At 58.8% G+C, this 25,797-nt stretch carries 23 protein-coding genes and 2 pseudogenes; 15 read left to right on the top strand and 10 right to left on the bottom strand.

What is annotated here, in order from left to right:
• Positions 1 to 76: 76 nt before the first annotated feature.
• The 4 genes and pseudogenes from G7066_RS11625 (at position 77) to G7066_RS11615 (ending at position 3,892) form a co-directional block, all read left to right on the top strand.
• A complete protein-coding gene (locus tag G7066_RS11625; protein WP_166331256.1) occupies positions 77 to 952 on the top strand; it encodes a CPBP family intramembrane glutamic endopeptidase in 876 nt (291 codons plus the stop codon).
• 171 nt (positions 953 to 1,123) lie between these two features.
• Positions 1,124 to 2,322: pseudogene (locus G7066_RS17965) on the top strand (AMP-binding protein); the annotation flags it as partial.
• 24 nt (positions 2,323 to 2,346) lie between these two features.
• Positions 2,347 to 2,928 carry a hypothetical protein gene (locus G7066_RS17960; protein WP_425280773.1) on the top strand — a complete coding sequence of 194 codons (582 nt, stop codon included), beginning with the start codon at positions 2,347 to 2,349 and terminating at the stop codon, positions 2,926 to 2,928.
• Between the two features lie 13 nt (positions 2,929 to 2,941).
• Complete coding sequence (locus G7066_RS11615; protein ID WP_166331254.1) at positions 2,942 to 3,892, top strand: DUF1295 domain-containing protein; 951 nt, start codon at positions 2,942 to 2,944, stop codon at positions 3,890 to 3,892.
• On the opposite strand, the gene aroQ is transcribed toward G7066_RS11615, so the two are convergent.
• On the bottom strand, positions 3,889 to 4,329 hold the full coding sequence (gene aroQ, locus G7066_RS11610; protein ID WP_166331252.1) for a type II 3-dehydroquinate dehydratase: 441 nt from the start codon (positions 4,327 to 4,329) through the stop codon (positions 3,889 to 3,891). The genes G7066_RS11615 and aroQ overlap by 4 nt on opposite strands.
• Positions 4,330 to 4,579: 250 nt before the next feature.
• Here aroQ and G7066_RS11605 point away from each other — a divergent pair, with 250 nt between their 5' ends.
• From G7066_RS11605 to trmB, 3 genes are all read left to right on the top strand, one after another.
• Entirely contained in the window at positions 4,580 to 5,050 is a 471-nt protein-coding gene (locus G7066_RS11605; RefSeq protein ID WP_166331250.1) for a hypothetical protein, read from the top strand.
• 44 nt (positions 5,051 to 5,094) lie between these two features.
• The gene (locus tag G7066_RS11600; RefSeq protein WP_166331248.1) at positions 5,095 to 7,695 is read left to right on the top strand and encodes a DUF11 domain-containing protein; all 2,601 of its coding nucleotides are present in this window, start codon (positions 5,095 to 5,097) and stop codon (positions 7,693 to 7,695) included.
• Between the two features lie 148 nt (positions 7,696 to 7,843).
• A complete protein-coding gene (trmB, locus tag G7066_RS11595; RefSeq protein WP_166331246.1) occupies positions 7,844 to 8,596 on the top strand; it encodes a tRNA (guanosine(46)-N7)-methyltransferase TrmB in 753 nt (250 codons plus the stop codon).
• Positions 8,597 to 8,607: 11 nt separating this feature from the next.
• Here trmB and G7066_RS11590 read toward each other — a convergent pair whose 3' ends face one another.
• Together G7066_RS11590 and G7066_RS11585 are read right to left on the bottom strand one after the other, a co-directional pair.
• Complete coding sequence (locus G7066_RS11590; RefSeq protein ID WP_166331244.1) at positions 8,608 to 9,156, bottom strand: hypothetical protein; 549 nt, start codon at positions 9,154 to 9,156, stop codon at positions 8,608 to 8,610.
• Between the two features lie 17 nt (positions 9,157 to 9,173).
• Positions 9,174 to 10,007, bottom strand: a complete 834-nt coding sequence (locus G7066_RS11585; protein ID WP_166331242.1) for an RNA polymerase sigma factor — start codon at positions 10,005 to 10,007, stop codon at positions 9,174 to 9,176.
• 356 nt (positions 10,008 to 10,363) lie between these two features.
• Between G7066_RS11585 and G7066_RS11580 the strand changes: the two genes are divergently transcribed.
• The 6 genes and pseudogenes from G7066_RS11580 (at position 10,364) to G7066_RS11560 (ending at position 15,956) form a co-directional block, all read left to right on the top strand.
• Positions 10,364 to 11,476 (top strand): Ig-like domain-containing protein, encoded by a 1,113-nt coding sequence (locus G7066_RS11580; RefSeq protein ID WP_166331240.1) that lies wholly within the window; start codon positions 10,364 to 10,366, stop codon positions 11,474 to 11,476.
• A 35-nt stretch (positions 11,477 to 11,511) separates the two neighbouring features.
• Positions 11,512 to 12,099, top strand: a complete 588-nt coding sequence (locus G7066_RS16410; RefSeq protein WP_244302957.1) for an SdrD B-like domain-containing protein — start codon at positions 11,512 to 11,514, stop codon at positions 12,097 to 12,099.
• A complete protein-coding gene (locus G7066_RS11575) occupies positions 12,096 to 13,067 on the top strand; it encodes a DUF11 domain-containing protein (protein WP_244303405.1) in 972 nt (323 codons plus the stop codon). Before G7066_RS16410 ends, G7066_RS11575 begins: the two co-directional genes overlap by 4 nt.
• Before the next feature lie 36 nt (positions 13,068 to 13,103).
• Positions 13,104 to 13,565 (top strand): hypothetical protein, encoded by a 462-nt coding sequence (locus G7066_RS11570; RefSeq protein WP_166331236.1) that lies wholly within the window; start codon positions 13,104 to 13,106, stop codon positions 13,563 to 13,565.
• Positions 13,566 to 13,613: 48 nt separating this feature from the next.
• Positions 13,614 to 14,972: pseudogene (locus tag G7066_RS11565) on the top strand (MFS transporter).
• 111 nt (positions 14,973 to 15,083) lie between these two features.
• Positions 15,084 to 15,956: an EamA family transporter gene (locus G7066_RS11560; protein ID WP_244302956.1), complete on the top strand. Its 873-nt coding sequence runs from the start codon at positions 15,084 to 15,086 to the stop codon at positions 15,954 to 15,956.
• Positions 15,957 to 16,016: 60 nt separating this feature from the next.
• Here G7066_RS11560 and G7066_RS11555 read toward each other — a convergent pair whose 3' ends face one another.
• The 5 genes from G7066_RS11555 to G7066_RS11535 all read right to left on the bottom strand — a co-directional run bounded on the left by G7066_RS11555 (position 16,017) and on the right by G7066_RS11535 (position 21,177).
• The gene (locus G7066_RS11555; protein ID WP_166331233.1) at positions 16,017 to 16,910 is read right to left on the bottom strand and encodes an endonuclease/exonuclease/phosphatase family protein; all 894 of its coding nucleotides are present in this window, start codon (positions 16,908 to 16,910) and stop codon (positions 16,017 to 16,019) included.
• Positions 16,911 to 16,969: 59 nt separating this feature from the next.
• Entirely contained in the window at positions 16,970 to 17,968 is a 999-nt protein-coding gene (locus G7066_RS11550) for an aldo/keto reductase (protein ID WP_166331231.1), read from the bottom strand.
• A gap of 272 nt (positions 17,969 to 18,240) precedes the next feature.
• A complete protein-coding gene (locus G7066_RS11545; RefSeq protein ID WP_166331229.1) occupies positions 18,241 to 18,771 on the bottom strand; it encodes a signal peptidase I in 531 nt (176 codons plus the stop codon).
• Positions 18,762 to 19,994 (bottom strand): RCC1 domain-containing protein, encoded by a 1,233-nt coding sequence (locus tag G7066_RS11540; protein ID WP_166331227.1) that lies wholly within the window; start codon positions 19,992 to 19,994, stop codon positions 18,762 to 18,764. Before G7066_RS11540 ends, G7066_RS11545 begins: the two co-directional genes overlap by 10 nt.
• Before the next feature lie 559 nt (positions 19,995 to 20,553).
• On the bottom strand, positions 20,554 to 21,177 hold the full coding sequence (locus G7066_RS11535; RefSeq protein WP_166331225.1) for a TasA family protein: 624 nt from the start codon (positions 21,175 to 21,177) through the stop codon (positions 20,554 to 20,556).
• A gap of 900 nt (positions 21,178 to 22,077) precedes the next feature.
• Between G7066_RS11535 and G7066_RS11530 the strand changes: the two genes are divergently transcribed.
• Positions 22,078 to 23,019: a DUF1214 domain-containing protein gene (locus G7066_RS11530; RefSeq protein WP_166331223.1), complete on the top strand. Its 942-nt coding sequence runs from the start codon at positions 22,078 to 22,080 to the stop codon at positions 23,017 to 23,019.
• 146 nt (positions 23,020 to 23,165) lie between these two features.
• Here G7066_RS11530 and G7066_RS11525 read toward each other — a convergent pair whose 3' ends face one another.
• Positions 23,166 to 24,143, bottom strand: coding sequence for a TerC family protein (locus tag G7066_RS11525; RefSeq protein ID WP_166331221.1), 978 nt, complete (start codon positions 24,141 to 24,143; stop codon positions 23,166 to 23,168).
• Positions 24,144 to 24,887: 744 nt separating this feature from the next.
• The gene (locus G7066_RS11520; protein ID WP_166331219.1) at positions 24,888 to 25,106 is read right to left on the bottom strand and encodes a transposase domain-containing protein; all 219 of its coding nucleotides are present in this window, start codon (positions 25,104 to 25,106) and stop codon (positions 24,888 to 24,890) included.
• A 242-nt stretch (positions 25,107 to 25,348) separates the two neighbouring features.
• On the opposite strand from G7066_RS11520, the gene G7066_RS11515 reads away from it, so the two are divergent.
• Positions 25,349 to 25,789, top strand: a complete 441-nt coding sequence (locus G7066_RS11515; RefSeq protein WP_166331217.1) for a transposase — start codon at positions 25,349 to 25,351, stop codon at positions 25,787 to 25,789.
• The last annotated feature ends 8 nt before the right edge of the window (positions 25,790 to 25,797 follow it).

Below are 25,797 nucleotides of genomic sequence, written 5' to 3'. Positions count from 1 at the left end.
AGAAATAGGGTATCGCGGGCCACCGACAATGCGGACTTGAGGGGCCGCAGAAGAGGCGAATTGCTAGGCTCAGGGCATGCGCGATTCGGGGGTTCAGGTTCAGAGAACCGCTGCGCGCCCGCTGCAGCTTATATCAGCACTCACCGTGTGTCTCGCTGCTCCCGCCTGGTTCGTGCTCCATGCGATCTGGCTCGGGATCGCGCTCGCCGCATTGGGGTTGGCGCTTGCATGGTGCACAGCGCATAGAAGCGGACCGCATGAGCTGCAAACGCCGAACGGCGAGCTGACGCCCTCGCTGCTTCGCGATCTCTCACTGATCGTGGTGGGGCTCGCAATTGTGCGCCTCATTCCCCTTGCGGCCCAGCTTGACACCTGGTCGATGGTGAAGTTCACGCTCGCGCTTGGCGGGGCGGTGCTTGCGCCCTACCTGATCTCTCGATACATCTATAAGGATCGCGCAACGGGTTTTCCTTGGCGTGCAGGTGGCAAATGGGGGTTTCTGCACTGGAGCTGGTTGGTAGCCGTGCTGGTGCTGGGGTGGCTGATCCTGCCCACATACTTTATTGGCTCCGGGGTATACCAAAACTGGCCAGAGGTCACGAGCCCAGATCTGATTGCACGGCTCTTTGTCGGTGTGGGCGCCGTCGGGATCTGGGATGAACTATTCTTTATTTGCACGGTCTTTGCCCTGTTGCTGCGCCACTTTCCCGTATGGGTAGCAAACGCGCTGCAGGCCATTGTGTTTGTTTCGTTTCTGTGGGAACTTGGTTACCGCGCCTGGGGCCCGATGCTCACGATCCCTTTTGCGCTGGTGCAGGGATACATTTTTCTGCGAACCCGCTCGCTCGGCTACGTCGTGACCGTGCACCTGCTCTTCGACGCGGTGGTGTTTGCGGTGCTTGTTCACGCGCACAACCCAACCCTGTTTGATATATTCCCATTGCTCCCGTAAACAGTATTGGAATCGTCAAGCCCCAAATTTTCGCTAGCTTATCTAGTGAGTGTTCGATACGCTCGTTGCGTGACGAGTCAGCCAGAAACCAGTAGCCAGACGCTTACGAAGCACGCTTCTGCTCCGCAGAGCGTGAACATCGAAGCCATCTCAAACGTCACCGATTTGTTGATGCGACGGGATGCTGCGGCCCCGGACCATATAGCGTTCGAGCGACGCGAGCACGATGCGCCCCTTGATGAACCCTGGAGACAGATCACCACACGTGAGTTCATGCGCGAGGTTTCTGCCCTCGCAAAAGGGATCATTGCGAGCGGTGTTGCGGCAGGGGACACCATCATGATCATGGCCCCAACGCAGTACCTGTGGGCCGTGGTTGACCAAGCCGCGCTGTTTGCGGGGCCGTTGTGGTGCCGGTGTACGACACCGCCACTCTCCAACAGCTCAGTGCGATCATTGCCGACGCACAACCGAAGCTCGCCTTTGCTGGTTCAGAGGACCACCGCGAGCGGCTCATTCGGGCGATGGGTGCGGAGGGGCTGGAGCAGAGTACCGCCGATTCGAACGCTGTCTGGGTGATGGACGAGGGATCTACGTATTCCCTGCAGGGGCTTGTTGAACTGGGGAACAACATCTCCGACTCCGAAATGCAGAGCAGGCGAGCGCATGCAACCCTCGATGACGTCGCAACGATCGTCTACACCTCAGGTACGACCGGGGACCCAAAGGGCGCCGTGATTACCCACCGCAACCTGGTCGGACAGGTGATGAACACTGCCGCCGCTTACTCAGAGGTCGTAAAAGAAAGCGGAAACACGATCCTCTTTTTGCCGCTCACTCACGTGCTGGGGCGGGCTCTTCAGCTCATCTGTATTGCGAACGGAATGCGGATCGCGCACCTTTCAGATCCTAAAGAGGTGGTGCAGGCGCTCGCGATCCTGAAGCCAACTTTTTTGGTTGTTGTGCCGCGAGTGCTTGAGAAGATCGAGGGTGCTGCCGCTGCGGCGGCTCGTGAGAAGCGCGTCCAGCCGCTGTGGCGGGCCGCCCATCGGGCCGCCGTAGCCTGGGGCGAGTATCTTGAGGTGGCGGACCGGGATACTGCCCTTCGGGCTCCCCTATCACTACGCCTGCGTCGAGCCGTGTTTGACCGAGTCTTCTATCAGCGCCTTCGTTCGGTAATGGGCGGCCGCATCGAATATCTGCTCTCTGGGGCCGCGACCCTTCGCCCTGAGCTTGCGCGGTTCTTCCGAGGAATCGGCGTTCCCGTGATCGAGGGATACGGCCTCACTGAAACCACCGCGCCGCTTACGGGAGGGCGCCCGGGATCCCTCATCGCCGGATCTGTTGGCCCACCACTGCCGGGTAACTCGGTCAGGATCGCCGAGAACGGGGAGGTGCTCGCGCAGGGAGTGGGAGTGTTCGCCGGGTACCGAAATCCGGCGCACAATGCTGACGCTTTTGTCGATGGCTACTTCCGCACAGGAGATCTTGGCTGGCTGAGTGCCGACGGCTCACTCACACTGGTTGGCCGTTTGAAGCACGTCATCGTGACCTCCACTGGGCGAACCATCTCGCCCGAGCACTGGGAACAGACGGTTGAAACCCACCCGCTCGTTGCCCACGCTGTTCTTATTGGCACTGATCGCCCGTTTCTCACGGGTCTGCTCGTGATGGACTCAGAAGCGGTGACTGAGTGGTTTACAGAGCGAGGAGACGCTGCTCCCGCTGCCCTGCAGCAACCGGGCATAACGGTCTGCCAAGACGGGCGTCTCACGGAGCAGCTTTCGGACGCGGTCGATGCGGCCAACGCGGGCGGCCTGCCTTCCGAACGAGTGGGTACGTGGGCCGCGGTTTTTGTTGGGGCGGATCAGCTCGCTGAGTTTGTTACCCCAACTATGAAGCTGAAGCGGCAGGCGCTCCTGCAGCAAGCAGGCGAAGTGATCGAAGAGCTGTATGCCTCAACGAGACAACGGTAATGAGGATTGGGACATGGAGGAGAACACCGTGACACAAAACACTGTGGCGCAGAAGAAAGAAACAACACGCTCGCTGGTGCTCATTGTGATTGCTACTGTGTTGGGCGTGCTGCTTGCTTTTGCGGGTAGCCAGCACGGTTGGACGCTCGGCGGATCCAACAACCTTCCCGGTTTTGCGCTCGCCGTGATTGCCGCGTTTGTGGTGCAGTGGCTTGCTTATATTCCGGCAGCAATTGCGCAGACCGACCGTTACTTCGATGCAACAGGAGCACTCACCTATATTTCGGTCACAATTTTGCTGCTGGTGCTCTCGCCCGGACTGGATCCGCGCAGCATTATCCTTGGCGCGATTGTAATTGTGTGGGCCGCTCGCCTTGGCAGCTTCTTGTTCATGCGCAATCGCCGATCGGGGCGCGATGATCGCTTCGATGAGATCAAGACCTCGAAGATTCGATTCTTGGGCGTTTGGACTGTGCAAGGCCTTTGGGTGAGCCTCACCGCCGCCGCAGCATGGATCTCCATCTCGTCATCTGAACGCGCTCCGCTCGACTGGACAACGTGGGTGGGGCTCGCCATCTGGGCTATTGGTTTCAGTATTGAGGTGACGGCTGATCTGCAAAAGAGCCGGTTTAAGGCTGACCCTGGTAACAAGGGCAAGTTCATTCAATCGGGACTGTGGTCTGTCTCGAGGCACCCCAATTACTTCGGTGAGATTATGCTGTGGGTGGGAGTGTTGGTCATCGCGGTGCCAGTGTTGCAGGGCTGGCAGTGGATTGCACTGCTGTCTCCAGTGTTTGTGATCGTGCTATTGACCAAGGTGAGTGGAATCCCGCTGCTCGAAGAGAAAGCACAGCGAAAATGGGGCGATGATCCCGACTACCAGGCTTATCGGGCCAGCACGCCCGCTCTGGTGCCTATGCCGAGACGGCGGCGAGGATCGCCTACCCGTTCAGACGAGAACTAGCCAGCGAGCAGTGCCGCGATCCTGCGCACCGCAAACTCGTAGCCCTGCACGCCACAGCCGATAACGACGCAGCTAGCGATGCCCGAAACGTAGGAGTGGTGGCGAAACTCTTCGCGTGCGTGCACATTTGAGATGTGTACCTCTGCTACTGGCAGCGCCGCGGCTGAGAGAGCATCACGCAGCACGACGGAGGTGTGGGTGAGCCCACCCGGGTTGATGATGATTGCGGCGCAGTCTTCGCGGGCAGCGTGGATCGCATCGATGAGCACACCCTCGTGATTGCTTTGCACCGCACGTACGGAATGGCCAAACTCAGCGGCAACACGAGCGGTAAGCGCTTCGACGTCAGCGAGCGTTTCGGAACCGTACACCTCGGGTTCGCGAGTTCCGAGCATATTGAGGTTCGGACCGTTTACCAACAGGATCTGCCTGGCCATTGTTTCGCCCCTACTCATCGGTGCTCGGATACATCTAAGCGTATCCTCTCATGTATTGTCGGCTTGCTTTAGGTTTTGCGATGTAGGCTCGGCGAGCTTGACACTTCTCATTGAAGCCTAGTGGGGACTGGGCTGAGAGGTGCTGCCTGTGTGAAATCAGGGAATTTTGCACATCTACTAAAGGAATGCGCGCTTCTGTCAACCTTGGAGGTCGAGGGTGAACGGCATGCAACGAAGAGTTTGGAACTGGATGACCGCTGCAAATTCGCGGCTTAAAACTGAACGTGTTTGGGCGGGAATCTGTGTAATTCTCGTTGCCGTAGCCGGGCTCAGTATTGGAACTTCGACGGCCTTCGCCGCCGATCCGTCTTCTCTGACGGTATCTATCACCGCTGACACACCCAGCGCTCAGACGGGCACCAACGCGAGTTTCACTATCGGTTACTCTTGTGTTGGTGCTGTGCCCTGTGAGGGCGCGGTCATCAAGGTGCCGCTGCCGCAATATGTGGACGCGAGTGCCCCCAACTGGGGATACAACTGGTGGCATACTCCGTCACTCACCAACTCTCCCGATGTTGAATCATCGAGCATCACCTTCGACGGGACCGCTCAGTTCACCATGAAGTCGTCCTTGCCCGCGGGCTCTACCGGCTCTTTGGGAATCAGCATGACCCCACGACTCAGACAACACCCGACGGTGCGACTCTCAAGGTTGATGTGAACGCGAGCGGCAGCAATCTGCCCGCCAGCTCCGCCAGCGCCTCCATGAGCCTCAGTGCACCGAACCGCACTTTGGCGGCGCAGCTCTACACCGGAAGCTTTAACTATCTCGATCAGGATCTCACGTTCACTGGATACATCGGGCTGACGGATCCCTCGGCCGTGGGCGTCGAGGGAATCGACTCACTCGACACATACAAAATAACGCTGCCACCGGGCACGGAGTTTGTCTCCGCAGAACCCGCCGCAGCGAGTGTCGTTGGCAACGTTGTAACTTGGGAAAATTTGCCGGCAAATAACAGCAGCTATCAGCCGGGTCAGCGAAGCGTCAGCATGAAAGTGCGCTTTCCCTCGACGGCGTTCAGCGATAGACAAACCGTGCAAGTGCTCACTGAGGGTGCCGGTACTTCTATGTCGGGGAAGCCCATGGGCGTTTCGCGGAGCGACAGCGTTACGCTTGAGACATTTGTCGAGAAGATCCAGCCCTATGTGCAGGTGCTCACCTCAAACTACAGCTACATTGATAACAGTGTGGCGAGGGGTGCGCCGTATTCGTTCAGCCTCTATCTGAACAACTACAACAGCACAGTAGCGGCGGCGAACGCATATATCGCCGCTGACCTGCCCGCGGCGTTCATCTTTACAAGCACCTACTTGGATAACGGCGAAACCTTTCGCTGGACGGCCGCGTCGGGTGCCACAGGAAGCTACACTGCCTCTGACTCCGAGCAAGTGACGCTGCAAACGCTTGGTCTGCCGGAAGACGCGCGACTCACTCACGTCGAGATTGATTATGGGGCGCTCGAACCGGTGTCGAGCCGTTCGAGCGGATTGCAGGGTGTCACAACAGACCCTGATGCTACGAGCGTGCAGTTGTGCGCAACTGCGACGCTCACCTCAGCTAGCGGAACAACCTACCCGGCTTCCGGGTGCGGTAGCTACAAAGTCGTTGATCCGTTCATCTACGCGAACGTGTATTTGCAGGGACCTACGGGTTCGACCGTGTACCGGCCAGGAGACACCGTGGAGTGGAACTCGTACATTAGCAATGGTTCGCCCGGCGGTAGGGCCCTCCAGCCTGTTGTTGCCTTTGTTATTCCCAAGGGCACAAAGCTCGCGGATAACCCAGTCAAGTGGAGTGGCTCTGAGTGGGGCTGCACGCCGACCGCAGGCTACGAGAACCCGACCACTTCGGTGGAAAAGAATGCCGTCGACGGCCAAGATGTGCTGACGATTACCTGGCCGGGAGCACCGGCGCTCGAGCCAAGCGGCTACCTCAACTGTGGCCTTGTCATAAGCACTGTGGTGACCACTGCTCCCGCGGGCCAGATCTCAGCGGGAATGTATCTTGGTGATGCGGATGGACCTATTAGCACGGCGCCGTTTGCGAGCTACGTGCCGCTCGACTCCGCCGCATCGCAGTGGGATGGCATTGTGCGCGACGACCGGGGTGTACTGCCCGGTGGTACGGTTGACTCCATCGCCTTTCGTGGCAGCGCGACGGCACCCACCGGAACGGGAGCTTCGCTGAGTTCGACTCTCTCCGTTCAGGGGTCGCTCGACAGCGACTTTGTCACCGCACCGACAGTCGGAAAGACCGAAGCCGGTAGTGACGTGACCTATCGCTTGCCGATCTCGAACACGGGTAACGTGGCGCTCAACGACGTTGTGCTCTACGACATCCTGCCGTTCGTCGGCGACACCGGTGTGAGTGCCGCTGCTGCAGCGATCCCGCGCGGTTCTCAGTTTGCCCCTGTGTTGCAGGGTGCTGTAACGATTCCCGAAGGGTTCAGCGTTGAGTACTCTGAGTCTACTAACCCGTGTCGACCCGAGGTGAACCCAACGGCGATCAACTGTGTGGACGACTGGACGGCAACCCCGAGCGATTTCAGCGCCGTGCGCGCGCTGAAGTTTGTGCAGGACGCCGGCACTTCACTTCCCGCAGGGGACCAGGCAGTCTTTGACTGGTCCATGCAGATTGGCCAAGACACTCCCGCCGCACAAACCGCGTTCAACTCCGTTGCCTTCTCAGCGGTGCGTGAAGACACGGGCGCGGCATTTGTTGCCGAGCCAACGCCGGTGGGTGTGACCCTCAGCGTGGCGGACCTGGCTGTCGCGATGACCGGCAAGACGGGCACACCAAGCTCTGAGATTCCACTCCCGCTGACCGTGACCAACAACGGTCCGAGCGAGTCTCCGGCGACTGTGAAAGTGTCTTCGACCCCCGATTTTCCAATCAGCATCGATGGATCGGCTACTCGTGACGCGAACGCTCCCGCGGCTGCCGCGGCCACAGAATGGAGCTGTGAGGCTCAGGGCGATGACGTGACCTGCACCTCGACGGGTCCGCTCGCCTCGGGAAGCTCTACGACACTTCCGCTGCACCTCACCCTTGGGGCAGACGGTGAGACTGGCACGGTGAGCGCTTCGGTCACGGGACCCGTGCCCGATCCCGCGCTCGAGAACAACTCGACCGAAGCGGACTTCACCGCGGCAGAAGAACCGCCCATGCCGCCGGCAACTCCGCCCACTACACCACCAACAGTGCCCCAACGGGTGGCCCCGGCACAACAACGGGTCCGGGATCAACTCCGGGAGCCGGCGGGCTCTCCATCACGGGCGGTGCACCGCTCTGGGGCAGCGTAATCGCGGCGGCGGTTCTTCTCGGTGTTGGTGCGACGCTCGTGCTGTTGCGGCGCCGTCGGAGTTCAAACGAACCCAACAACCCACAAGACTGACCCTTCGCGGCAGCGCACACTTTGCGCTGCCGCGAAGGCCCAGCTAGCGTTGTGGGGTGACTGAACAGCCCGCGCAGCCTTTGCCGCAGAAGAACTCTGAGCCGAACACGTTTCGAGACAAGCCGGTGTCGTTTGTGCGCCGCAGTGGGCGGATGACCCCGTCGCAAGAGCGTGCCTGGGTCGAACACCACACCAAGTACGTGATCGACGTGCCGCGAGGGCTTGCGGCTACCAGCGTCGCTGAGGGGTCCACACTTGATCTTGTGGAGCTCTACGGTCGTGAGGCCCCGCTCGTTGTTGAGGTTGGATCTGGGCAGGGGCACGCCATTCTGCACGCTGCAACGGAACACCCCGAGAAGAATTTCCTTGCGGTTGAGGTGTTTCGTGCCGGTCTCGCACGCACGATTATTCGTGCGGAGACCGCCGAACTGAGCAACCTTCGGCTGGCTGAGGTGAATGCTCCCGAGTTGCTTGAGAAGGGATTACCAGCCGGTTCTGTCGACGAACTGTGGGTGTTTTTCCCCGACCCGTGGGCGAAGGTTCGGCATCAGAAGCGCCGCCTGGTGAACCTAGATTTTGCGAGGATCTCAGCGCACGCACTGCGCCCCGGCGGCATGCTGCGGCTCGCAACCGACTGGGAGGACTATGCCGAGCAAATGCGTGAGGTGCTCGATGCAGCCCCCGATTTCACCCGCGAATTCGCGGGAGACTGGGCCGAGCGATTCGACGGACGAGTGTTGACCGCCTTTGAACAGAAGGGTGCGGCAAAGGGGCGGGCGATCCGAGACCTCGCCTACCGTCGGGTGTAGTTCGGTGCAAGCTACGACCCGCTGTTCACGAGGTCCGCGGTCGGCAAGCCTCCTGAGAAGGAGCTGTCAAGATCGACATAAAACTGCAGGCTGAAGAGGTCCGTTGGTCTCAGATTATCGGGTGGGTCGCACCTGACTTCTGAGCCGTTTGCCGTGCAACCAGCCGAAGCACGAACAAGTGTGACACCCTCGGGCAGTGTGACGACGACGTCGTAGTCTGCTGGAGTGCCCGAGTTGTCGAACCGAACCGACAACAACAAGCGTGCTCCCGTCTGCCCAGCGGTGTAGTTTGCAGGAGCGTCTCCCCACTTAACACTGTGTACGCCGTCCGGAAAGGCCTCTTGATCGCTATCGGAGGTGCTGGTGGAATTAGGGGAACCCGGGCGAGACGTGTCTGTGGGATGGGTCTCGGTGCCGTCTCGCTGCTGAGTGGAAGAGCCCGCCGATTCGTCGCTATTTGTGGAGTCTAGTTGTGAGGCTGTGTTATCTGACGTCGAAGGTGTGGAATCGCGTGGTTGCACAAAGACGAAGAGAAAGGCAGCGGCCGTGAGTAACGCCAAAATGGAGGCGCCCAAAATTATCTTGGGGTGGCTGATCCTGAGCCGCTACCGATAGCCTGGAGCGCCTGGTCCTTCTGTGCAAGTTCAGCAGCCTGGGCCGATGACCCGGCGTGAGGCGACATGACTGAAGCTGTGGCCGCGATCCCAACGATCACCGTAGCTGGGAGTCTGAGGGCCCGCATACGCCGCAGAGTCTGTTCGCACGAGGAGCAGTGCTGAATGTGGGCGGAGATCTTCTTTTCCCGACGGGTGGATGCCTGGTCGCGCGCAAAACTAGCGAGATAGTCAATCCGAATGTCCCGGCAGTTGTGCGAGTCCGCCGTAACCTCCACCAGGTAGCGAGTGCGAAGATTCTGGCGGGCGCGAAAGGCGGCACTTACGACGGCTCGTTCGCTCATCCCGAGTTGTTCTGACACAGCAGAGACTCGCTGGCCCTGAATCGTCGTGAGGCGCAGGATGGATTGCGAGCGGGGGCTCAGCGTGTGAAACGCCCGTGTTGCTGCCTCTTCGTCCCAGGTCCCGTTGTGATCAGGCTCGCTGACGGTCTCGATCATCTCGTCAACGAGTGCCTCGATAATGGGCGTTGGTACCTCGTTCGAGTTGCGTTTAGCCTGTCGAAAGGCCTCGTTTCTCACGCAGACCTTTACGTAGGGCTCAAGTTTTTCGGCTGTGGGACCTTTGCCACGTCGGATCATTCCGACCACCTGTATATAAGCTTCTGCGACGATATCTTCTGAGCGTCCACGGTCGCGCGTGAGCGATTGGGCAAAGTTCACGAGCCCGGTTCTTGAGGCCGTGAAATAGGAGGCGAGATCCGCTTCCGTAGCAACGGCAAAGTTGGCTTCTGACACGGTATTTAGGCCCCCGGCATTGACTAAATAGCTCTCAGAGTGCACTATCGGTGGTTTCTCCGCGTGCTGTCGGTGTTTTCTCTGTAAGCGAAGTCAGACTATACGAACGGATATTGAGTGGCAACTTCGCCTATCTGTGCCGGTTACTTTGGGGGAACGGGTAACTCGAAACTTTTTCGAAAAATCGGAACCAAACGATTTTTGCGAACTCTTGTGTGTGAAGGGCTTTGTTGGAGCGCGCGATTCTGCAGTGCGTCCATTGGTCCTTCAACACTGATTACAACCGGGGGAACCTAAGAAAGGCAGCCATGAAGTTTGGACGATCGAGGCTCAAACCAAGAGGAGAACGAAAGGGTGTGAGCCGAGTCGCGATGGCCCTTGTGACGACGGTAGGCATGGTTGCCGGTGCGTTGCTTCCGAGCGCTTCCGCGGAAGCCGCCGAAGTACACGCGATTGATCCTGACTCGATCGTTATTACTAACGTAACGGCTCCGGGTTCCCCGCTGCTGGTTCGGCAGGTCACGCAGATCGACCTCGACTGGAGTCTCCAGGGCCTGAACGCCAGCGCCGGGGACACCTTCTCGATGCAGTTGCCTAAGACCTTCCAAGCGACCGCAGGGGTCATCGATCTGAAGGTGGCCGGTAGCAATGAGTCTGCAGGCACTTGTACGTTGACTCCGATTACCAGCTCCGCCGGCCCCAAGCTCGTTTGTGTGCTGAGCGACTATGTAGACACACACGACAACGTGCACGGCTCGCTCTGGATCCGAGTTGATGCCGTTGCCGAGACGACTGAGTCGACGGTATCTATTCTCGTAGACGGCAACCCCGTTATTGTTTCCTTGCCAGAGAACTCTGTAATTGGACCACAGGACTTTGGGCCAGTTCCCAGCGAGCCGGGAAAACATGGCTATTGGGCAAACTCTGAGCGCTCCGCAATTAAGTGGGTTGTCGATTTTCCAGGGTCCTTTGCAGGAGAGACAAACCCGCTGACTATTCAGGACACTTTTTCGGATGGACTGACGCTGGTTGAGTCGGGTACACAAGCCCCGGAATTTACGAGTATTGAGGCCACGCAAGCAGGCTGGAACGCACAGAACTGGGTAAGCGTTCCGTCGACCCAGTGGGCGCTCGTTCCTCAAGACGCCCATTCGTTTACCGCCACCCTCCAGCAGCCAATTCAGCAGGACCGTATCTACCGGTTCTCTTATGTGACCTCTGTAAACCACCCCGGCAACCTTGTGCTCGGTGACGTATTTAACAACACTGCGTCGCTCAACGGAGTTGTCCGAAGTAAAACGGTGGAGTACAAGACTGTAGGTGGTGGCAACGCTCAGGGAGATGGGCGGGGCGGCTTTGTTGTTGTCAAGGAGAACCTGAATGGAGACGGCGCAGCAGAAGTCCCCGTAGCGACGAGCTACCGTGTGACCGCAACCATCACCGAGCCCGGGGTACGTCCCGCGAGGTAGGTTTGGACCTGCTTGCCGGGGGTGCGCCTCAGGGCGTGAGTGACCTACCCGAGGGCACCGAGGTGCACCTGGAAGAGGTTATGCCAACAAATACCCCGGAGTATGAATGGAGCGCGCCGAAGTTCTCGGCCACTACCAACCCGAATGTTGTGGTGTCTCCTGATGGAACATCGGTTGATCTCAAAATTGTGGGTGAGGGCACGTTCCGGTTCTCGCTAGTGAATACTGTCACCAAGCTCACCAAGGCTGACAGCTTCGCCATCGGCGACTACACCTGGATCGATGCCAATCGCGACGGTGTACAAGACTCCGATGAGCAGGTGCTGCCCGGGGTCACCGTAACGCTCGCTGACGCCAAGGGCAACCCGGTGACTGACCTCACCGGAGCTGAAGTGCTGCCCACGCTGACCGATGCGAACGGTTACTACCACTTTGACAATCTTCCCGCGGGTCAGTACACCGTGCATTTCACTGCCCCGAGGGATACAAAACGACAAGTATGGAGTCGGGGACCGATCCCAAGGTCGATTCCAACGCGGATCCAAACACCGGGTGGACAGCGGTCCTTGACCTCGGAGTTGATCAGGGCAATACGACAGTTGCGGAGCCTTCGGATGGCGTGACGGCGCCGTACATTGATCGCACGATCGATGCCGGATTCGTCAAGGTCGACAAGCAGGAGCCAGACGATGGCTGGGTCGAGATTGTGAAGGACGACGGCAAGGTCATTGTGAAGCCGGGAGAGACGCTCAACTACTCGTTGGTTGTCAGTAACAAGAGTGGCAATACCGCCCGAAACGTGCGGGTGCGCGATGTGCTCCCCGCAAATGTTGACCTTATTACCACCTCTATCGTCGGTGTGGTGTCGGTGGATAACCCGCTGGGGCTCGAATGGGACTTGGGTGATATTGCGAATGGAGAGACGCGCACGATTGTTGTGACTGTGAAGGTACACACCGGACTGCCGGGAGACACCAAGATTGTCAACACCGCGACCGTTACCACCGACGGCGAGTGCGTTGATCTGCCCGAGACAGAGCGGAAAGAGTGTGAGTCGACCGATATTGACCGAACCGTAGCTGAGGTGTGGGTTCTGAAGACAGACAATGCCGAAACTGTGAGGCCGGGCGACGACCTCACCTACGACATCACGGTCGGAAACTCGTCTGACGCGAGTAGTGTGAGCGACGCAACGGTCATCGACAACCTGCCCGCAAACGTCAGCTTCGTTTCGGCAACAGACGGCGGAACATACAACACCGCTACCCGTGGTGTGACCTGGACAGGAATCAATCTGCAGCCCAGCGAGTCACGGGTTATGCACGTGACGGTTCGAGTGAATGACTCCGCGCAGGGTTCTGTGGTCAATACGGCCAAGGTGAAAGCGGCCGAGTGTGATGGTGCCGGTGGGGACGAGGCCTGTTCCTCGACCGACCGCACGACGGTAGAAGATACCCCTCTCGCGATGACCGGCTCGCCAGGCCTGGCGGCGGGAATGTTGGTGTCAGTGCTACTCCTGTGCGCAACGGGTGGGGCAGCGCTAGTGCTTGGGAAACTCCGACGCAGGATGGCTTTTAGCTCGCGCGTTTGAAGGTGGTGAGGCGCAACCCAACACAGGGAGGGAAACATGACCAGGGTCAACCACGATCAACTCGTCTACCTGCGGCGAGCAGAGTTTGCCCGTGACGGATTGCAGCTCATTCCCGAGAGCGCCAATCAGCTTGGGTTTGTCGGGCGGCACGATCGGCTTGTCGCCGATAGTGTGCCGCTCGACGAAATTCCTTCGCGCATGGAAGACCTGGAACCAACTGGCACCTCAGTTGTAGATTTTGCCGTGCCGAGGTTTCTGCTCTCGTTATATAACGTGGTTCGTGACGATCGACATTCCCAGCCAGCGGCGGGTGGCGACGAACCTCCTTTACCTAAGCGACTTTGGAAAGTCGCCATGGCAGAGGCCGAGTGGGACGTTGACGCGTATCACCAGCATCAGGAGATGCTCGCGCACCTGCAACAAAGACAGCTCGGTCCCGGTGCGCTAGCGCTCATGCCGGATCCGGTCGTGTCAGATCAGAGAGAAGTGCAGACGTAGCCAACTCAAGGGAGGGCATTTGGGCGGTGCGCACTCTACGATAATCCCATGACCGAAAACTCAGCAGGGTCGGGTCGGAGCATCGCACAGCGTCTGGATGCTCTCCCGTTTACGCGCAAACACGGTCGAGTGCTCACCGGATCAGGGATCGGGTGGGCACTCGACGCCATGGATGTCGGCCTCATCTCCTTTATTCTTGCCGCGCTCACACAGCAGTGGGCATCACAAAGGGAGAGGGGGCCTAATCGCCGCGATCGGATTCGCCGGCATGGCCGTGGGTGCGAGCCTCGGCGGTTTGCTTGCGGATCGGATCGGTCGCCGCCAGGTGTTTGCGCTCACCCTGCTCGTTTACGGTGTTGCGACAGGGGCGAGTGCTCTTGTGAGTGGCCTCGCCGCGCTTCTGGTGCTGCGCTTTTTCGTCGGGCTCGGGCTCGGAGCCGAGCTCCCCGTCGCCTCAACCTACGTGAGTGAGTTCGCGCCCGCGCGCATGCGGGGCAGGCTCATCGTGATTCTCGAGGCGTTCTGGGCCGTCGGTTGGACCGCCGCGGCTGTAATCGGCTACTTCGTTGTGCCGGCGTCTGATGACGGCTGGCGGTGGGCCTTCGCAATCGGAGCGGTTCCCGCGATGTACGCGCTCGCGGTGCGCTGGGGTTGCCGGAGTCGCCGCGCTGGTTGCTTGGCAAAGGTCGTGCAGAGGAAGCCGAGCGGATCGTCGCCTCGTTTGAGCGGCAGGCGAGGGGTCGGGAATACGCGGCAAGTCTTGGCACGAATGATGCTGAACCTGCTCCCGCTCTGACTCCCGTGGCCAATGGTGGCCGGATCGCTGCCCTCTGGTCAACCGAGTTCCGATCCCGCACCATCTCGATTTGGGCGGTTTGGTTCTGTGTGAACTTCGCGTACTACGGCGCATTTATTTGGATCCCGAGCATTCTCGTCGATGCCGGGTTCAGCCTGGTGCGTTCATTCGGGTTTACCCTGATCATTACGCTCGCGCAGCTGCCGGGGTACGCCGTTGCGGCCTGGCTCATTGAAAAATGGGGGCGGCGGCTCACGCTGTCGGTGTTCTTGATGGGGTCTGCAGTGTCTGCAATCGTGTTCGGCACGGTGCACGCGGAGGCTGCGATCATCGCCTCGGGCATGGCACTCTCGTTCTTTAATCTCGGCGCCTGGGGTGCGCTTTACGCGGTCACCCCGAACTGTATCCGACCTCCTTGCGGGCGACTGGTTCAGGCTGGGCGGCGGGATCGGCAGGATCGCCTCGATCATCGCACCCCTACTGGTACCGGTGCTGTTGCTCGCTGGGGAGCAGGGCTCACGTTTGTGGTGTTCGCGGTGTTCTTCTTGATCGCTGCCACCGCGACCTGGGGTCTGGTGGATCGCGGCGGTAAGGCTCTCGACGACCGCTGAGGGGTTGCCCGAGCTTTCGCCTCACCGTGGTGGATCGCCGCGGAGTAGGCTCTAGGAACAGGTGCACCGCGTGAGCCCGCGCGATCGATCCTTGAAGGTGAGGAAACAAGCGTGACAGCAGTTCGGTCTTTTCCTGTGGCCGGGTTTTTGCTGGCGCTGGGTTCGGCCGCGAGTTTTGCACTGTCCGGTACCTTCGCGAGCGCACTCATGTCAGCTGGCTGGAGTCCAGGAGCCGCAGTGACCATGCGAATCAGCTTCGCTGCACTCGTGCTTGCGGTACCCACGATCCTGATGCTGCGTGGCAAATGGGGCAGCGTGCGTCGGGCCTGGGCGCCACTTCTGCTCTTTGGTCTGTTGGCAGTGGTCGCCTGCCAACTCGCGTTTTTCATGGCGGTGGAGTTCATTCCACCGAGCCTTGCTCTGCTTATTGAATTTCTGGGGCCCGTGATGCTGGTGTTCTGGATTTGGGCGCGCACGCGAGTGCGGCCCTCAAACCTCACCCTGATTGGTGCGGCCATCGCGGTGCTTGGTCTCGTTGCGGTTTCTGGAATCGCAACCGGCGGTGGGCTTCACCCGCTCGGCATCCTGTTCGCCCTTATCGCGGCGGTTGGCAACGCGGCCTACTTCGCTGCCGCTGCATCCGTTGACCACGGGATTCCGCCACTTCCATTTGTTGGGCTCGGGCTCTGCATCGGCGCAGTTGGCCTTATAGTGGTGAGCTCGACAGGGCTGCTTCCCTTCACCGTGACGACCAACTCGGCGGTGCTTCTCAATGTTCAGGTCTCGCCGCTGCTCGTGGTTGCGGGGTTGGTGCTGATCTCGACCGTTATTTCGTACGTGCTGGGTGTGGCCGCGGCCCGTCGCCTCGGGGCGACCGTCGCGAGCTTCACGGGTACTCCGAACCACTGTTTGGGATCGTGTGGCCCATCGTGCTGCTCGCGATCGTGCCGACAGAGCTGCAGTGGTTTGGTGCCGGTCTCGTGATTCTCGGTGTGGTGGCGGTGAAACTGGGGAGCTTCGGCCAGTTGAGAAACGGTTGAGAACCTAGTCAAACTGCAGGGTTGCCAGAACGGCTTTGTGGTCGCTGTTTCCGGCAGAAAGAACGTGGTTTTCCAAGGGAGTGAAACCTCGAACGAGGATGTGGTCGATCCTCGCCGCCGGAAACTCTGTGGGCCAGGTGAATCCCCACGACAGATCGGACTGGTGCGGTTCTTCGACTGTTTCGAGGATCGTTGCCATCGCGGGATCGAACGTTGCAGCGTTAAAGTCACCCATCACGATGAGGTGTTTCGCCTGATCCTTGGGGATGAGAGCGCCCAGGCTTTGCAGCATCGTGTCGCGTTCGTGCTGATCTCCTGGGCGGAACGATGCTGCGTGGACGACGTAGACACTCACTGTTCCTGACGGGGTAATGACATCTGCGGAGAGCGCTCGTTTCCAGCCGAGACCGAGGTCGAGCGACTGTTCTAGATCTAATGGATACACGCTCCAGAGGCCCACCGTGCCGACCGTGTACGAGTAGGGGTGAGACTCGGCAAGCTCTGCGTCCGCAGCTTCGCGGTCGTTCCCGGCGAGTTCGACAAGAGCTATCACTTCAGCGCCAGCGGCGACGAGGTCGCGTGCTGACTGCGCTGCGGCGTGTGAGTTTCCCTCCACGTTGTGCGAGGCCACGGTGAGCTGGTGTTTGGTGTCGGCTCCAGCAGCTTCTATAGGGATCAACACGGACCCGACCATCGCAGCCCACACCAGTGTTGGCAACACGACGAAGATCCAGGCCCGCTTGCTCCGCGAGAGGAGAGCGCCTATGCCGAGCAGGGGCAGTATCCAGCCGAGCCAGGGCAGGGAGGTCGCGATGATTGTGCCGAGCGACCCGTGTACGAACGGGTGCAGCACCACCAGCAGCGTGAGCGTAACCGCCAGGAGGGCAACGAACCACACCCAACCGGTTCGTATTCGGTGTGTGTTGTGGCGTGGATTGCCTGGGGGTCGGGTGACGGCTACCAACGGCCGTGCACAGAGCTTCGAATGAGACGGTCGTAGATATCACGCACTCCAGCGGTGAACCTGTCACCGAGTTCGGGCATCTGCCCGGCCTGGGCATTCGCCAGTGCCTGCTCGGAGTTGCGCGCCCCGGGAATGGCCGTGGTGATGCCCGGCTGCTGCCAGAGCCACGCAATGGCGGCCTGGGAAGGTGAAGTACCCGCAGGAGCCAGCTCGCTTACGAGCGCAGAGAACTCGCGTGCGGCCGCGATCCCCGTCGGGAATTCGACACCTGAGAACGTCTCACCAACATCGAACGCTTCGCCTGCGCGGTTGTAGGTGCGGTGATCGTTTTCGGCGAAGGTAGTGGTTTCGCTGTATCGCCCCGACAGCAGTCCTGAGGCGAGGGGAACACGTGCGATGATGCCCACGCCCGCGGCGGCGGCTTGGGGGATAACCTGATCGAAGGCCTTGAGCCGGAAGGCGTTGGCGATCAACTGAACGGTGGCGACACCCGGGTGCTTGATTGCTTCAAGTGCCTCGGCCGCGGTTTCGACGCTCACACCATAGTTTGTGATGGCACCCTCCTCAACGAGGGTATCGAGAGCGTCATAGACGACTGTGGAGGAGTACACCGCGCTCGGAGGACAGTGCAGCTGCACCAGGTCGAGCTGATCCACCCCGAGATTGACGCGGGAGCGATCGATCCACTGTCTAAAGTTCTCGAGGATGTAGTTCTCAGGGACCTGTTCCTGCCGCCGGCCCATCTTGGTTGCGACGGTGATGCGCTCGCGCAGGTTGTTGCTGTCGAGAAAACGGCCGATGAGCTGTTCGCTTCGGCCATCGCCATACACGTCAGCGGTGTCAAAGAACGTTACTCCGCCCGCGGCGGCGGTTTCGAGCACCGTAAAAGCGTCTGCTTCTGAGACATCGCCCCAGTCTGCGCCGAGTTGCCAGGTGCCAAGCCCCACGACCGAGGCAAGCTTCGGTGAGTGTCCGAGTTGTCGCTGTTCCATGTGAGACATGCTATTCCGTCTCACCTTTCAGTCTTGGTATTTAGCTGCAATATCGTTGCGGGGAGGTTGCTGTTGCTACCGCTGGCTGCACATTGAGGTGTCTCTACCTCTGCGCGGCGGTGAGGATGTCTGAGGTCAGCCAGAGTGAGAGCTCTGCCTGACTACACGCCTTACCCTTGAGATTGAGCAGCGTGAGATGGTCGCGCTCCACCCCGGTAATATCTCGTTGAACGCATCTATCATCAGCGCAGGAAAATCGCGGGCCATTGCCTTTACGACGGTGGGGTTTTCTCAACAGCACGGTCCTTGTCTTTCTTGTTAGGAATCAGTGCGATAACGAGCAAGGCCAGGGCGCCGCCGATGATCCATGGAGATTGAAATACCGTGACAAGCCCGCCGGCATGAGGAATATGCCAAATGACTTTTTGGGCACCATCTGAGACGTCGTATGGAGCAGCGTCGTTACTGCTGTTTGCGTCTCCGCGCATTATAAGTGTTGTATTCGATTCTTTGTGATCGACTGAAACTACGCGATGCGTCACGAGTTTTCCATCCCCAAGACGTTGTGCACTGACGATATCTCCGGGAGCAATCACTGCCGAGTCGACGGGGATCGTAAACGCAAGGGAGCCAGCGGGAACGCTTGGCGACATTGAATTCGTTGAGAATACAATCGGGCGAACACCCCAGACAATAGCCACCACCGCAACGAGCGCACAAATTACCCCAAGCACTGCTGCAAGGTTAAGCAGTATTTTGCTACCACGGTGAAGAGCGTCAAGCATGTTCTTGGTCACGGCCATCTCAGTATGATGACAGGAACGCTGAACGTGTTTCTTGGGACAGTAGTGTTGTCGCCGAGTGCACCCTGGGCATTACTTCCCGCACTAGAAAAGGCGCCATTCGAACCCGCAAAAAGTGAGTGGTTTGATCCGACATTGAGCGAAGACACGCTTGCCCCCGGAGGAAGGCTCACCGAGGTTGGGCTAGCTCGGTCTGCGACATCACCGAGACCCAACTGGCCAGAAGAGTTGAGTCCCCACGCGAGGAGCGCCCCGTTTTGGTCCCAGGCAAAGTAGCTCAGTGCTCCCGCCGAGGGCACGCTCACTTCGGCACCTACAATAAAGGAGCTGGTTGTTCCAGCAACTCGGCTCAATGAGTTCGTGTTTCCTCCATACAGCTCGCCGTTGGATGTCCAAACGAATGCGTACCGACTCCCAACATTGAGGCCTTGCACCGACTGCCCCTCTGGCAACCCTAGGCCACTTTGGCCAGTCGTGGATCCGAAAAGGTCTCCCCAAAACGAAACTCGCGTAGTGCCTGTGGTTCCGCTTACCCATGCCGCCCCCATTGCACGTCCTGCGTCTGCACCAACCACTACCCTCGAGTTGAGTGATTGGGCAGTCACGCGTGCGGGGGTATTGTCATTCCCCGTCCCAGCCCGTCCCAGCCGACCTGAACCGTTGTTGCCCCACGAGTACAGTTGTCCACTTGAAGTCCATGCCAGAAAGAAATAGCCTCCTGCAGATACTCCCGTTACCCCTAGGGCACTGAGTGACGGCACAATTTCAGGTCGGTCCGTTCCTGCCGTGACATCCCGATTTCCCCAGGTGTACACAACGCCCGTTGAAGTAAGTGCGATGGTCATGTCGATTCCTGCGGAGGCTTCCACGATCTGGGTCCCTGGAGGAAAAGGAATGAGTGTGGGTTGCAGGCGAGCCGTGCGATCACCGAGTCCGAGTTGCCCTTGCGCGTTGCTGCCCCACGCATAGAGATTTCCATCAGCGGTCCAGCCCAGAGAGTATCCCTCTCCGGCAGCCACCCCAACAAATCTGAGCTCAACTGCGGCCGTGCTGGCAAAGGTCGTCTGAACAGCACCAGTGTCACTAAACAACGCACTGGCGCGATCAGTTGTAATCGTTGTTAAAAGTGCCAGCAAGACCGCAAACAGCGCACCCACGATCCTCCGCTTGGAAACGGTGAGTGATGCGACGCTTTGAGTTCCTTTCAGGTGGGCTTTTGGCATCGTCTGCTCCTCCAAAGCCTACGAACAAAGAACAGCACCGCGGCACTCAATAAGAGCGTGAAACCGAGTGATATGAAAGGTGCATACGGTGACCCTGTAACAGGGAGTCCCTCTCCACCTGGCAGCGGAGCAGAAACAGTGGGCTTAGGTGTTTCGCTACCAAAGCAAGCCTCTCGCGTGATCTCATTCGCGGTGAAGTAGTAAGTGGCTTGACCAGTCGCTAGCTGGTATTCATTTCCTGCCGTAAGGGCATTTCTCCAGTCACCGAAATACTGACATTCCCAAGGGGCAAAACTGCGTTTGGTTCGTTGGGGCATATCTCACCCCCATCAATGCGAAATTGAACAGTGAGAGGGTTCTCTCCCTCAAAAAGGTCCCCTGACTGCTGAAGCAGACCCGATAACTTCATGGGCGCGTCACGCGTGTTAGTTAAGGTGGCCTGAGCAGTATTTACATCGCCCGGTTGAATGTTCCCAAATGTAATTCCGGTGGGGTCAGTAACGATCCCACCCTGAGAGAGAAAGTCCGCGTGTTGCATTGTGACCCTTTCTCAAAGCTTTTAGCTTGCCAAGTCGCTCGGGTAAACAGCCGCGATGGACTTATCCTCATGTCGTTCAAGCCTATGACTGGGTCGCGGTGAACGGAAGCACGACCGTAATGGTTTGTCCCCGACCGAGGGAGGCGCAGCAGAGTCAAGCGTTACTTCCATCTGAAGGGTCCTGCCATTTGCGGCGCCACCTGAGGATATGTCCAAGGAAGTGAACCCTGAATTTGGGAGGGGTCCGTCATAGACAGAAACCGGAGAAGCCGGAACAGTTATGTCGGTGATAGTCATGGTGAGTGAATCTTGCAGAGCCGGCGAAGGTGTTCCCGCGGAGTTTGTGATCTGTGGTGTCCCGAGGCTGAGTAGAGCGTCCAGTGTTCCAGAATTGAAAACCAGCAGGTCGCGGGTAACCGTGTCACCCGGCGCGAGGTTGTCGAATCCTGCACTGAAATCAACAACATAGTTGGTCGGGTTGCCATCCTCATCGCCGTCGAACTTAAGATCCAACGATCCAGCGGTAAACGTCGTTTCAACATTGCCGCTATCAGTAAATGCTGCGAGCGTGGCGCCCACACCAGCCGCCAGAACAACTGCGGCGGCGGCAAATATTCTGGCTCGCGGAGAAAATGATAACTTCATTGTTATTCCTTCCCAATGTTTCGCCAGTATCTGAATTATTCAAGTGCTGACAAACCGTGAATAGCTATCCCATGAGGCAAGAATACTCTTTTGGGACCTCTTTGGGTACCTCTGGTAAACCCAGGGTGCATCAATTCCTTCTACCGACCCGGTGACTCTTCCCGTCACCTCCCGGCAGCTTCTGCTGAAACGTCGACTCATACAAGCATGCTGGCCACAACCGGAGTTAAATCGCCCGTAGGTTTGGCTGCAGGAGGGGCTCTCGCCGCGCTTGTCATGGGCGCCATGCTCTTGGTCATGCGTGCAAACCGCAGGGCGCAGTTAGTTGTCTTAGTACCCCCTCATTACCGTTGAGAAGGCGCCGTGGGTTGGCCTGGTTTTGCAGGCAGTGAGAGCCTCTCGCTATCTAGAAGAACCGTGCTGGCCCAATGCGTGCCCGTGGATACCCAAACCTGCTGTGGTAACAGCACCCGAACGTGTAGGTAAGATTACAGCGATGAACTCAACACCGGTCAAGGAGTGCGAGAGTTGACGGGTTCCAAACGGCAACGTCACTTGCGCTGCCTGTGCAAGAAGGTTTGCCTGTCAGCCCAGATGCGCAACAGTTGAGACCGCCTCTGAATCCGAGCTGTGCGGCGTTGAGGCCCCTCTGAGGTGACCCTTGCAGGGATACTGCGTGAATCAGCAGTTGTCTGCGTAGTTATTTCAGGTGTGTTCAGCCCGGCCGCCACGAGCAAAGCTCACCATCGTCCCTCGAGCGTCACAGTATGCGTGAGCAAAAAACACTAGCAATTGCCATGTTTCGCCGTTACTTTGCGCGGGTTCGTGGCTCACTTAACCCCAACATGCAGGTTATGAAACCCCTGGTGCTTCGTTGAGCGGCCGTGTAAAGATGGCGTCATGCCAGCCATTGTGAACTCAGATAACTTTGTCCGTGCCGAGAACGATCGCATGTTTCACGACCTACAGCGAGATGCTGGTGGGGTGAATCGTTTCCTGCATAACCGACAACCGGCCGCGATTGACAATCAGACTGTCATCCGGCTGAACCGCGACACGCTCTACAGCTTCGCGGTGGTTGATATCTCGCAGGGGGCGTTGTTCGCCATTCCCGAGCACGGGGAGCGTTATCTTTCGGCCATGGTGGTGAATCAGGATCACTACATCAACCGGATATACCACGAAGTGGGCACTCACGAACTGACCCAGCAACAGTTCGGTTCGCCCTACGTGGTGCTTGCGGTGCGAACACTTGTGGATCCGAACGATCCTGCTGACCTCGCCGCCGTTGCCGAGATTCAGGATCAATTGGAGCTCCGCAGCAACTCCGCGATTTCATTTGAGATGCCAGATTACGACGAGAAGTCGTTCACAGACACGCGTAACGCGCTTCTAGTCCTTGCGAGTAACCTCACCGGGTTTGAGCGGACCTTCGGAACTCGCGAAGAGACCGATCCGATCAGACATCTCATCGGAACAGCGGCTGGCTGGGGTGGGTTGCCATCGCGCGAGGCCAGCTATATCGGGGTGAACCCGAAGTTACCTGCGGGAACCTACCAACTCACGGTGCCAGATGTGCCGGTCGACGGCTTCTGGTCGATTTCCGTGTATAACGCCGCCGGTTATTTTGAGCCCAACCAGTCCGGCGTCTACACGATCAACAACATCACGGGAGCGCGCAACGCAGATGGATCGGTGACAGTGCGCTTCGGGGACTGGCCGATCGGAACGCCCAACGTTATTCCCACGCCTGAAGGCTGGAACTACCTCGTGCGCCTGTACCGACCGCGGGCAGAGGTCCTTGATGGTAGCTGGGTTTTCCCGTCTATTCAGGAGAGCTGAGCGAGAAACAAGACGGCTTCCACCGCCAGCGCGGTGGAAGCCATTGCTACAGTGCCCCCGTCACTTTGTTTGTAGCCCGGAGTTGGTGAGAAATCACTGTCTTCTCAATTGCTTCTGAAGTCAAGAAGCGTTCATGGCACAGTGTCTTACGCGACATCCTTCGAATCGCGTCGCGTCTTCGCGAGGCTCGCCACAGTGGCGACCGCGATCGTGGCGAGAATAAACAGCAGCGACAAGCAGATCGGGATCTCGGGGATCACCTTGATCGGGTTGCCGCCATTGATAAACGGCAATTCGTTCTTGTGTAGTGCGTGAATCAGGAGCTTGACTCCGATGAAGGCGAGAATCACCGCAAGCCCCTGGGCGAGGTAGACGAGACGCTCCAGAAGGCCTCCAATGAGGAAGAACAGCTGGCGAAGACCCATCAGGGCGAACGCGTTGGCCGTGAAGACGATGTAGGCCTCCTCGGTGAGACCAAAGATGGCGGGAATCGAGTCCACCGCGAAGATTAGGTCGACAAAACCGATGGCGATGATTACGAGAAACATGGGAGTAACAAAAATGCGCCCATCAATGCGTGCGAACAGTTTGTCGCTGTTGTATTCGTCACTCACCGGAAGCACACGGCGCACCAGGCGCATAAATCGGCCCTCCGCGGGATTTGAATCGCCGTGGGTGAACGCCTGACGATAAGCGAGAAAAAGCAGCATGGCACCGAAAACGTAGAACACCCACGAGAAGTTCGAGATGAGCGTCGCTCCCACGGCGATAAAAATACCGCGCATGATGAGAGCGATCACGATCCCGATCATCAGCACCTTCTGCTGATAGATCTTTGGCACCGCAAACGCAGACATAACGATCAGAAAGACGAACAGATTATCGACAGAGAGCGCCTTCTCAGTCAGGTAGCCAGCGAAGTATTCTCCGCCATACTTCCAACCGCTCACGATGCCGATTCCCACACCAAAAAGTAGCGCGAGTCCAATATAGAACGCTGACCAGCGCGCGGATTCAAAGATGGTTGGCGCGTGCGGTGTGCGAACGTGCGCAAAAAACTCATACACGAAGAACAAGATGGTTACCGCGATCGTGATGAGCCATACGGTGGGTGTAACGTACACGGGCACTCCAAGTCTTGAATAGAAGGTTCGTGGTCGATGTCTTTCTACATCTTCGCATGCAGGTGTTTGGGAGCAAACCAGAAGCAGGCGGGCCAAGTGAATCTTCTGCGGTGTACGTAGATCCAAGAACCCCAGGGAAGGGGCGGGTTATTAATGCAGCCGAGAGGTGAGCAGGTCTTCCGGGTTAGTGCATCGATTTGAGTCGTGGCAAGGGTGCTCAGGGCAATCTTGCTGCACATGGAGGATCCCAAGAACTGAACGGGAGAAGGTAAGGACTAGCGTCATTTCAGCAATCGGTGATTACGCGCGCTTGCTGAGGATCGTCACCGAGACTGCTCAAGTTGCCTAGCTGTAGCTGGGGTGTGTCTCCTTCCGGGAAGAGAGTTTCATTACGCCCTGCGCGCGACCGGTCTTGCCGCGGATCAGGAAATCGGCTCCAGCAGTGTTGATTCGAGTGAAGTGCTTGAACGTGGTGAAGTTCCGGCCCCGAGGAGCAACATTCCTGGCGGAGCGCCGTTGTCAGCTGGTCGGCGTAGCTGAGTTCTTCCACGTGATCGGATCCGAATACGGCCGCGATCACCGATCTGGTGCCTGTGGCGATGAGTGTCAGAAGTCTGACTGTCGGGTATCCGGTTTCTCCGTTCGGGCCGCTCGGAGGCTTGGGAAACGCGAGCCGGTTCATCTCGGTATCTGCGACCTGGACCTGGGTGCCATCGATCGCGACAACGAGTCGGCCGGCGAATCTCACCGCTGAGGAGACCTGGGTGGCGCAGGGCCAGCGACGAGGGTGAACAGCTCGCGCAGCGGCCTCGGGCTAACTCTGCGCATCGCCTCGGTCAGCGCAGATTTCGCTGGGGCCTTGGGCATGCGGGTCAGGCTCGCGGTCAATCTGGACCACACATGCTGCCATCCATGACCGGTGTACAACGCCCCAGCGATGGGTGAAGAGGTGGCGTCAGTCATGCCGCCAGCCTGGTGAGGGGTTCAACGAGCTGTGGTGGGAGCCTGGGATCGCGCAGGCAGATTTCGGCGAAGCCGACGTGGTGATCCAAGGGGGTGCGCACCCGGGTGCATGTGCTCGTGCTGACGTTCCCGTACTCGAACGCGAGGTACGCGGCAGCGTTCCCCGGAGAGACCTCGGAGTGTGTGTGCGAGGGGCTACGGCACATTTTTGAGCATGTCAGCCTGGTGCCCCCCCCACCATCGTGTTTGATAACGTAACCGGGGTCGGTAAGCGTGACTGGGTGAGGCGGGTGACCACAACCAGGCTGTTCGAGCTGTTCAAACTGCATTACCGGGTGGAAGCGCGCTTTACGTCGCCGGGCTCGGGGAATGAGAAAGGGAGCGTGGAGAACGCGGTCGGGTACATTCGACGCAACTTCCTGGTCCGGCTCCCGCACGTGGAGTCTTTGCCGGCGCTCACCACGGTGCTGCTGAGCGCTTGCGATGGGCTTCTCGCGACGACGCATTACCGTAAGCATGACACCATCGGGGCATGGTTTCAAGACGATCGGCAGGCGATGCTGCCGCTACCTGGCATCGGGTTTGATGCGTGTACGTGGCCGTCGCGCCGGGTCGATCTCGTCGGGAACTTGCAGATCAACGAGGTGAAGTACCACGTGGGGAACGAGTACGCCGGCCAGTAGGTGCAGGT

It is taken from the genome of Leucobacter coleopterorum (genome assembly GCF_011382985.1).
Taxonomy (GTDB): Bacteria; Actinomycetota; Actinomycetes; order Actinomycetales; family Microbacteriaceae; genus Leucobacter; species Leucobacter coleopterorum.
This window is presented reverse-complemented; position numbering and strand designations above follow the sequence as displayed.